The organism is Microcystis sp. M165S2 (genome assembly GCF_020245885.1).
Taxonomy (GTDB): Bacteria; Cyanobacteriota; Cyanobacteriia; order Cyanobacteriales; family Microcystaceae; genus Microcystis.
On record NZ_JADBTZ010000014.1, the window covers coordinates 1 to 10,135 of the forward strand.

6 protein-coding genes and 3 pseudogenes are annotated in these 10,135 nt (G+C 47.5%); 7 read left to right on the forward strand and 2 right to left on the reverse strand.

Going from position 1 to position 10,135, the window contains the following annotated elements; translation table 11 throughout:
* From IM479_RS00770 to IM479_RS00790, 5 genes and pseudogenes are all read left to right on the forward strand, one after another.
* Nucleotides 1–295, forward strand: a pseudogene (locus IM479_RS00770) (RNA-guided endonuclease TnpB family protein); the annotation flags it as partial.
* Between the two features lie 55 nt (nt 296–350).
* Nucleotides 351–749 (forward strand): annotated as a pseudogene (locus IM479_RS00775) (thiaminase II/PqqC family protein); the annotation flags it as partial.
* 15 nt (nt 750–764) lie between these two features.
* The gene (locus IM479_RS00780; protein ID WP_286824799.1) at nt 765–1,172 is read left to right on the forward strand and encodes a DUF2605 domain-containing protein; all 408 of its coding nucleotides are present in this window, start codon (nt 765–767) and stop codon (nt 1,170–1,172) included.
* Nucleotides 1,173–1,270: 98 nt separating this feature from the next.
* On the forward strand, nt 1,271–1,576 hold the full coding sequence (locus IM479_RS00785; RefSeq protein ID WP_286824801.1) for a DUF2973 domain-containing protein: 306 nt from the start codon (nt 1,271–1,273) through the stop codon (nt 1,574–1,576).
* Nucleotides 1,577–1,587: 11 nt separating this feature from the next.
* Nucleotides 1,588–2,235, forward strand: a complete 648-nt coding sequence (locus tag IM479_RS00790; protein ID WP_286824802.1) for a YqiA/YcfP family alpha/beta fold hydrolase — start codon at nt 1,588–1,590, stop codon at nt 2,233–2,235.
* Nucleotides 2,236–2,356: 121 nt separating this feature from the next.
* Here the strand turns inward: IM479_RS00790 and IM479_RS00795 are convergent, their stop codons facing one another.
* Nucleotides 2,357–2,923: a hypothetical protein gene (locus IM479_RS00795; protein WP_287685758.1), complete on the reverse strand. Its 567-nt coding sequence runs from the start codon at nt 2,921–2,923 to the stop codon at nt 2,357–2,359.
* A 432-nt stretch (nt 2,924–3,355) separates the two neighbouring features.
* A pseudogene (locus IM479_RS00800) lies at nt 3,356–4,834 on the reverse strand (hypothetical protein).
* A gap of 467 nt (nt 4,835–5,301) precedes the next feature.
* Between IM479_RS00800 and psaA the strand changes: the two are divergent.
* Both psaA and psaB read left to right on the forward strand, forming a co-directional pair.
* A complete protein-coding gene (gene psaA / locus IM479_RS00805; protein ID WP_287685760.1) occupies nt 5,302–7,548 on the forward strand; it encodes a photosystem I core protein PsaA in 2,247 nt (748 codons plus the stop codon).
* Nucleotides 7,549–7,726: 178 nt separating this feature from the next.
* Nucleotides 7,727–9,940: a photosystem I core protein PsaB gene (psaB, locus tag IM479_RS00810; RefSeq protein WP_002770787.1), complete on the forward strand. Its 2,214-nt coding sequence runs from the start codon at nt 7,727–7,729 to the stop codon at nt 9,938–9,940.
* Nucleotides 9,941–10,135: the final 195 nt, after the last annotated feature.

Sequence of the window (10,135 nt, forward strand, 5' to 3'; positions counted from 1 at the left end):
ATGTCAATTAGAAGGAATCTCTGTGATTCTTCAAGAAGAATCCTATACCTCAGCTTCTAATTTTTTGAATGACGATCCTCTCCCCGTTTATGGACAGATAACTGAAAAGCCAGTGTTTTCAGGAAACCGAATTTCGCGAGGTTTATATCGTACAGATAGAGGATTTCTTTGCCAATCTGATGTCATAGGTTCCTACAATATTTTACGAAAAGCATTCCCAAATGCGTTTAACCGCTATGGGATAGAGAGGTGCGTAGTTCACCCAAGGAGAATTAATCTCTCGAAGCAAAAGTGAAGGGAATTTCTGAAATGGAATTCAGTCTGTCTATATTTGACTATACTTTTACTAACTATTACAGGAATTAGAATTACATGAAAATTACGCTTTACAGTGGGGGGTTGACCTAAGAAAGGTTCAGCCCGCTAATGCCACCCGTCGCTATCGGGATTTTCTTCTCGCTACCGCTTGGATGGGTGATATCGGTGCGATTGCCGTGGCGATGAGTCCCTGTATGCGTCTTTATGCTTATCTGGGTCAACAATTAGCCTTAGAGCCGATTTCTGAGAATCCCTATCAAGCTTGGATTGATAGTTATAGTGGGGATGAATTCGCAGCTTTAGCAAGCCAGTTAGAGGAATTGGCGGATAAATACGCTCTGATGACGGAAAATATCTCTTTATCCTATCGTTATGCCCTTAGTTGTGAACAGGACTTCTTTAGTGCCGCCTACAGCCGGGGCAAATCTTAAAATTTTCCCGTCACAATGTTAAGAAATATAAATAACGCTAAGATTAAGGTAAGCAAAATCGTCATTATAAGAATAATGTTCCCTTCGCAACCCACCGAAAACGAACTCCTGAAAACTATCTTGGAACCTCTACTGGAGGATTTCACCCATTGGTTTTCCCGTTCCCGTCTCCTCCTCGAATCCGAGAGATTATCCTTTCTCAGCCTCGAGGAACAAAACGATTTATTGGCCAGAGTCAAAAACGCCCAACAGGAGGTGGCTACGGCTCATTTACTCTTTAAAACCACAGGTGGTCAGGTGGGTATTGAGGCCAAGATGTTGTTGCCTTGGCATCAGTTGGTGGCAGAGTGTTGGGGTGTCAGCAGTCGTCGTCGTCGATTACAGGGTTGGGGAGAATATCAATCTCCTCAAACTGACGCTTAATCTGAAACTTTTTGGTAAGCTAGAGAGTTGAGCGAATTTTTAGCATAAAGTTTTGGCAATTAGGAATATTCACACATAATTCATGGGAGACTTAGTCAATGCTACATCTGCTCTATATCCTCGCCTTCACGGTTATCGCTTTTTTGACCATTAATAATTTAATTCGTAGTCTGATTACTGTCAGCATGGATTCCCAGAAACGTCCTGCTAAATCGGGTAATTCCTATAATCCCTACGGTTATCCCATGACTTCCCATCCCGAACTTTTGGACGAGTCCGGACAACTAATCAATGAACCTTTGTTAGTGATTCGTTCTCTCACTGTCGAAGATGCTCGTCAGCAGTTAGATGCCATTTATAATTCTTCTCCCAGTGCCACCAAAGAGCAAGATGAAGAAATCTAATTGGTTCTAGAATGGCAGTCCTTGATAACAGACATATTTATCTACACGGTTTTGCTTCTGGCCCCCAATCAACAAAAGCGCAATTTTTGAGACATTGTTGGCAAAATAAGGGTTTAGCAATGGAAATTGCCGATCTTAACGGTGATAACTTTTCTAGCTTAACTCTCACTCGTCAGATTGTTCAAGTCGGCCAATTGATTGAACAATCTCAGCTTCCCGTTACTCTGATTGGTTCCAGTTTTGGCGGTTTAACGGCAGCTTGGCTGGCAGAAACTTATTCTCAGGTGCAAAGGCTCGTTTTATTAGCTCCGGCTTTTAATTTCGGGCCGATTTGGTTAGGACAATTGGGAGCAGAAACCCTAGCCAATTGGCAAAAATCTGGGAGTTTATCGGTTTATCACTACGGTTATCGTCGTTCTCTGCCAATTTATTACAAATTCATCGAGGATTTAGCTAATTATCCCCAAGAAAAGTTAATCAGGCAGCTCCCCACCCTGATTATTCATGGTCGTGCCGATGAGGTGATTCCCCTAGAAAATAGTCGCCATTATTGCATAAATCGCCCTTGGGTAAAATTAGTCGAATTAGATAGCGATCATGCCCTTACCGATGTTTTGACGAGAATCTGGGCTGAAATCCAATTATTTCTCAATTTTTGACGAAAAAAGACCCCTCCTTCGATCGAAAAAAGGGGGGTTTTAGTATATTTGTATTAAATTTTGAGAAGATTTTTCAGCTTCTCAGTCTAAAGACAAGAGATTTTCTGCTGATGTCTTGCCACTACCAAAGTCCGCGGATAGGAGATACACTAGGCTCGGGAGCGGGTTGAGGAGCAACTTCAGTAAAGGTTCTGGTTTCCGGGGGTAAAGCGGGAAGTCCCCAAGCGCGTTCTTTTTGGTTAACTTCTCTTAAAAGTTGTGAGCGATTGCTGCTGGTGGTGATTTCCGATTTTAGTTTCAAGCGGGAAACCCAATAGGGACGAGCTTTACCCACATAAATTAACTTGCCATCTACCACTTGCAATAGTACATCGTCGCCACCGGTGGCATCCCCAACAATACGAGCGGTGGTTCCGTCAGCAAAGTCGCCACTGAAAATTTCTTTGCCATCCACTGTTACAGGTCTGATCAATTGGATGGACATAATCCCTCCCACGGTTCCCCGAACGCGACCTAGTACATAGTCACCGGGGTTGAGTTGCGGCTCACCTCTGTAGGTGTTATGGCCGCGCAGTTGACTGATCAGGATTTCGTTATTTTCCGGTCCTGCTTGTGCGGGTACAGCGCCAACGGTGGTTAGGGCAACTAAACCGGCAAAACCAGCGACAAGGGAAATTTTGTTAAACACAATTACCTCAAGCAAAAAGTTAGTAAATTACATAGAGACGTTCTAGATTATAACTTAGTTCCCAATTTTGTCTATATTGCGAAATATTTGTTTAATAATTTCTCGATCGAGGTGTTGGGGATTTCAGTTATCAGTTATCAGTTATCAGATTGCAGTTTTAAGTGGACAGTGTTAGGTGAAAACTTCGGGGTCTTCTGGACATCAGGTGAAAAATGTTCACAATGTTACATAATGGGCGCAAACCTTGCGCCCCTACAGCCGGCACGATATTAATGGTAGGGACATAAGGCTTATGCCCTTTTTTCGATAAGATAAGCTTATCACTTTAACTCCAATAGAAGCAAACTTGGGAACTTTCTTTTCACTGATTACTGTTTACTGTTCACTGCTCACTGAAAAATCCCCATTTCCCCATTCCCTAACCCCTATTCCCTAACCCCTATCCCCATTGGTGAATAATTCAGGATCGAGGATGGGTAGTTCGCTATCTGTTTCTGCTGGGGGAGAGGGTAACTGGAAACGATTTAAGGTTTGTTGAATGCGATCGAAAATGGTGATTTTTTGCTCGCTATTGTTCTGGGGTTCGGGAATAGGTTCCACTTCTACCGGAGGCTAAATACTAGAGGCCGGTTCGTTAATCTCCTTTGTCTCCGGTATGGTGGTTAAGGGAGATTCGAGCGCTTCAGGGGTTTCCTCCACATTTTCTATTGTTTCTGTCTCTACTGGTTTTTCTTCCACTATTGGGCTTTCTGGCTCAATAACAGGATTTTCTTCCACTATTGGGCTTTCTGGCTCAATAACGGGGGTTTCTTCCACTATTGGGCTTTCTTCCTCAATAACGGGGGTTTCCTCAACTATAGGGGTTTCTGGCTCAATAACGGGGGTTTCTTCCTCAACTATGGGAGTTTTTTCCTCTAGACTGGGAATGGTTTTATAGTTGGGATCAACAATGCTACGGGCAATTATAGGGGATAAATCGCCGCGGACTAATTGACTAAGGCCGTCTTGGTAAGAGGGATCAAAGCTAATCACGCGCACGCTGGTATTAAACTCGTTTTCGATTTTATTTCCCTTACCATCGATGAATTCTAATTGTACCCAGTTATTGCCCTTGTCAAAACCCTTGAGATAGATCGGTTCCCAAGTATCAAGCAGAAAACTTTCACCGTTGACAGTGACACGAATGCGCCAATTTTGAAGACTATTATCCTCGTTGACAGTATTGGGCAGACGTAGAGGAGCATTACTCAGATAAAAATCGAGCAGGATCGGTTCTGCACCGTAGATTCCTTGCGGATGACTGTAGGTTAGTAGGGGTAAGGTGTTATCAGGGGCATTTTTGCCTGTTTTTGTCAGAATATGAAAGGTTGTTTCAGCGAAGGCCCCATCATTTTTAAAACTTTCCTGCCAAGGCCGCAGGGCCAAGACGCGGAGGGTGTGAGTACCGGGGGCGAGATTTTCTAAGATAATCGGTTGCTTGAGGTCGTAGATAGCCGATGCTGGTTCATTATCGACAATTAGGCTCAAGTGGGGTCCTAATTTCAGGGTGTCGTCTTGGAAAATTGGCAGATCTGACACTTGTAGTTTAACTGTCACCTGAGGGTCATCGAAAACTTGTTCGGCCAGAGGACTGAGAATCGTTACTTGGGGAGCGTAACGATCTAAACTGGGGCGCAGTTGCTGAATTAGGGCCGGGGGGGCAACCTCAGAAATGCGGCCTCGAACGACGGAAAGATTAGAGGTTTCGGAAGTGGGGAGATTGGTAGCCGTCAGGCGATCGCCACAGGCGGTTAACAGGGTGGTCAGTAAACCGATCACAAGACATATATGAAGGGTTTTGACTGGGATTAATTTATGTAGTAGGGATAGCACGTTCCTCCTAGAGCCAAGGCCAAAATCTATACAAACCATTGATTTTTGCGAGAGTCATTGAATGCTCTGGTGTCAGCAAAAGCGCGAGAAGATCAGGTTATGGCCTCAATTTTACAGAATTGTTTGATTGTTTTTTGAGAATCTATCTATTGAATTTTCTATATGGTCTGGTGGGGGATAAAAGGGGGAAATCGGCTTCTGGGGCGACAATTAATAAACTTTTGTCAAGAAAAATCACCAGTCTGACCCTGACTGAGACCGTCCATAGCAGAAAACGTCTCTCCTATCAAGGATTAAGAGAATTTTAATTATTGTTAAGCATAATGAACAGACAAGAGAACAAAGACTTATCATCTACTATTGATGCTTTCGACTGGAATCTCACCCAAGAGGAAAGTCAAGCGACATTAACAAAAGGTGGGTCAGATTTCAACTTGCCTTTTTTAGGTTAAAAAATCTATCCTCAAATAAAACGCTAAGTCTATTGTCGAGAGAGGAGAATCCTCATGGCACTCCCCCCCAAAGCGGTAGCTAAAGTGATTGTAGATAAAGACCCAGTACCTACTTCCTTTGAGAAGTGGGGTCAACCGGGGCATTTTGATCGCACTTTAGCCAAAGGACCCAAAACCACCACCTGGATTTGGAACCTACACGCCAACGTCCACGATTTTGATAGTCAAACCAGCGATCTAGAAGATATTTCTCGGAAAATCTTCAGCGCCCACTTCGGACATCTCGCCGTTGTCTTCGTTTGGCTGAGTGGAATGTACTTCCACGGCGCGAAATTTTCTAACTATGAAGCTTGGTTAACCAACCCGCTCGCCATCAAACCCAGCGCCCAAGTGGTCTGGCCGATCGTCGGTCAAGGCATCCTCAACGGCGATGTGGGCGGTGGCTTCCACGGTATTCAGATCACCTCTGGTCTGTTCTACCTCTGGCGCGCCTCCGGGTTCACCAACAGCTATCAGCTATACTGCACCGCTATCGGTGGTTTAGTTATGGCGGGTCTGATGCTGTTTGCCGGTTGGTTCCACTACCACAAAAGCGCACCGAAACTGGAATGGTTCCAAAACGTGGAATCGATGATGAACCACCACTTGGCGGGTTTACTCGGCTTAGGTTCCCTAGGTTGGGCCGGTCATCAGATTCACGTTTCTTTACCGGTGAACAAACTCCTCGATGCTGGAGTAGCTCCCCAAGACATCCCCTTGCCCCACGAGTTCATTCTCGAACCGAGCAAGATGGCGGATTTATATCCCAGTTTCGCCCAGGGTTTGACCCCTTTCTTTACCCTTAACTGGGGTGCTTACTCGGATTTCCTCACCTTCAAAGGTGGCTTGAACCCCGTGACTGGTGGTCTCTGGCTTTCCGATACCGCTCACCATCACTTGGCGATCGCTGTATTATTCATCATTGCTGGTCATATGTACCGTACCAACTGGGGTATCGGTCACAGCATGAAGGAAATCCTCGAAAACCACAAAGGTCCCTTCACCGGTCAAGGTCACAAAGGACTGTACGAAATCCTGACCACCTCTTGGCACGCTCAGTTAGCGATTAACCTTGCTCTCTTAGGTTCGCTAACCATCATCGTGGCCCACCATATGTACGCCATGCCGCCCTATCCCTATCAGGCGACTGACTACGCCACCCAACTATCCTTGTTCACTCACCACACTTGGATCGGTGGCTTCTTAATCGTCGGTGCGGGAGCGCACGGAGCGATCTTCATGGTACGGGACTACGATCCGGCCAAAAACGTCGATAACCTGCTCGATCGGGTGATCCGTCATCGCGACGCAATTATCTCCCACCTGAACTGGGTATGTATTTTCCTCGGCTTCCATAGCTTCGGTTTATACATTCACAACGACACCATGCGGGCTTTTGGTCGTCCCCAAGATATGTTCTCGGATACGGGAATTCAACTACAACCCATCTTTGCCCAATGGGTACAAAGTCTCCACACCCTAGCCCCCGGCAACACCGCTCCTAACGCTCTAACTACCGCTAGTTATGCTTTCGGTGGCGACGTGGTAGCAGTGGGTGGCAAAGTGGCCATGATGCCGATCACTCTCGGTACTGCCGATTTCCTCGTGCATCACATCCACGCCTTCACCATCCATGTAACCGTGTTGATTCTCCTCAAAGGGGTTCTCTACGCTCGCGGTTCCCGTCTGATTCCCGATAAAGCAAATCTCGGTTTCCGTTTCCCCTGCGATGGTCCCGGTCGCGGCGGTACCTGCCAAGTTTCGGGTTGGGATCACGTCTTCCTCGGCCTGTTCTGGATGTACAACTCCCTCTCGGTCGTAATCTTCCACTTTAGCTGGAAAATGCAGTCCGATGTCTGGGGAACCGTCGCCCCCGATGGCACTGTCACCCACGTTACCCTCGGTAACTTCGCTCAAAGTGCCATCACCATCAACGGCTGGTTACGGGATTTCCTCTGGGCGCAATCGGCTCAAGTCATTAACTCCTATGGCTCTGCCCTGTCCGCCTACGGAATCATGTTCCTAGCCGGTCACTTCGTCTTCGCGTTTAGCTTGATGTTCCTGTTCAGTGGTCGCGGCTACTGGCAAGAATTAATCGAGTCGATCGTTTGGGCGCACAACAAGTTAAGAGTTGCCCCCGCTATCCAACCTCGCGCCCTGAGCATCATTCAAGGTCGTGCCGTTGGTGTGGCTCACTACCTCTTAGGCGGTATTGTCACCACTTGGGCATTCTTCTTGGCCAGAAGTCTCTCGATTGGCTAAACTTGCCTATAAGGGCTTGCCAGTCCCCCGGGGATTGGCAAGACTAGGCTCAACCAGCGTCGATTGACCGATACCTCTGTAAGCGTTTCCTATTACAGAAGGTGAATTTAAAAAAGGAAATAACCAGCACTCGTGTAAGAGCCTCAGTTATTTAGAGAGGAGAATTTCCTAAACAGCTATGGCAACTAAATTCCCTAAATTTAGCCAAGATCTAGCCCAAGATCCGACCACCCGTCGGATTTGGTACGGGATCGCCACAGCCCACGATTTTGAAAGTCATGATGGCATGACGGAAGAGAATCTCTACCAAAAGATTTTCGCGTCGCACTTCGGCCACATTGCAATCATTTTCCTGTGGACTTCCGGTACGATATTCCACGTCGCTTGGCAAGGTAACTTCGAGCAGTGGATCAAAGATCCCTTAAATATCCGTCCCATCGCCCACGCGATTTGGGATCCCCAGTTCGGTAAAGGCGCTGTGGATGCCTTCACCCAAGCTGGTGCTTCTAATCCGGTTAACATCGCCTATTCCGGGGTTTACCACTGGTTCTACACCATCGGTATGACCTCCAACCAAGACCTATACCAAGGTGCGGTGTTCCTGCTGATTCTCTCGGCGATTTTCCTCTTTGCTGGCTGGTTACACTTACAACCTAAGTTCCGTCCTAGCCTCGCTTGGTTCAAAAACGCTGAATCTCGCCTGAACCACCACCTCGCCGCTCTGTTCGGTGTTAGCTCCTTAGCTTGGACCGGACACCTCGTTCACGTTGCTATCCCCGAATCCCGCGGTCAGCACGTTGGTTGGGACAACTTCCTCTCCACTCCCCCCCACCCGGCGGGTTTACTACCCTTCTTCACCGGTGACTGGGGTGTGTATGCGGAAAACCCCGATACTGCTAACCACATTTTCGGTACTGCCCAAGGCGCGGGAACTGCGATTCTCACCTTCTTAGGTGGTTTCCATCCCCAAACCGAGTCCCTCTGGTTAACCGATATGGCTCACCACCACTTGGCGATCGCTGTGATCTTCATCGTGGCTGGTCATATGTACCGCACCAACTGGGGCATCGGTCACAGCATCAAGGACATCCTCAATGCACACAGACCCCCCAGTGGTAAGTTAGGAGCCGGTCACAAAAATCTTTATGACACGGTTAACAACTCTCTCCACTTCCAACTCGGTTTGGCTCTCGCTTCTTTAGGCGTGATCACCTCTCTGGTGGCGCAGCATATGTACGCGCTACCCCCTTATGCCTTTATCGCTAAGGACTACACTACCCAAGCGGCTCTCTATACCCACCACCAATACATCGCTGGTTTCCTAGCGGTGGGTGCTTTCGCCCACGGTGCTATCTTCTTCGTGCGTGACTATGATCCCGAAGCGAACAAAGATAACGTCCTGGCGCGGATGCTGGAGCATAAAGAAGCGATCATCTCTCACCTAAGCTGGGTTTCCCTTTTCTTAGGTTTCCACACCCTCGGCCTCTACGTTCATAACGATGTAGTCGTCGCTTTCGGTACTCCCGAAAAACAAATCCTCATCGAACCTGTGTTCGCTCAATTCGTGCAAGCAGCTTCGGGTAAAACCCTGTACGGCATGAACGTACTGTTGTCTAACCCCGATAGCATCGCTTACACCGCCTATCCCAACTACGGTGATGTTTGGTTACCCGGTTGGTTAGACGCAATCAATAGCGGCACTAACTCCCTCTTCTTAACCATCGGTCCTGGCGACTTCCTCGTTCACCATGCGATCGCTCTTGGTTTACACACCACCGTTCTAATCCTGGTTAAAGGTGCTTTAGACGCTCGTGGTTCCAAATTAATGCCCGATAAAAAAGACTTCGGGTATTCCTTCCCTTGCGACGGTCCCGGTCGTGGCGGTACTTGCGACATCTCTGCTTGGGATTCCTTCTATCTAGCCATGTTCTGGATGTTGAACACCTTGGGTTGGTTAACCTTCTACTGGCACTGGAAACACCTCGGTGTCTGGTCGGGTAACGTGGCTCAGTTTAACGAAAACTCCACCTACCTGATGGGCTGGTTCCGCGATTACCTCTGGGCTAACTCGGCTCAATTAATCAACGGTTACAACCCCTACGGTGTTAATAACCTTTCTGTCTGGGCCTGGATGTTCCTCTTTGGACACCTCGTTTGGGCAACCGGTTTCATGTTCCTGATCTCTTGGCGCGGTTACTGGCAAGAGTTGATCGAAACTATCGTTTGGGCCCACGAACGTACTCCTCTGGCGAACCTGGTTCGTTGGAAAGACAAACCCGTGGCTCTCTCGATCGTTCAGGCTCGTTTGGTTGGTTTAGCTCACTTCACCGTTGGCTATATCTTCACCTACGCCGCCTTCTTGATCGCTTCCACTGCTGGCAAGTTCGGCTAAACCTTGAATTAGGTAACTAAAAAACCCCCCGCCCATTGGTGGGGGGTTTTGTTTTTGACATCCTCGCCGCCCTAAAAGTGCGGCGATTCCTAAACCTCACGATTTAAGTTTCTGCTTCCACCACCGTCGCATACCACAGTTAAAAAACCATGTACTGTCTTACACAGAGTCCACAGACTTTCGCCCCATTTCAGA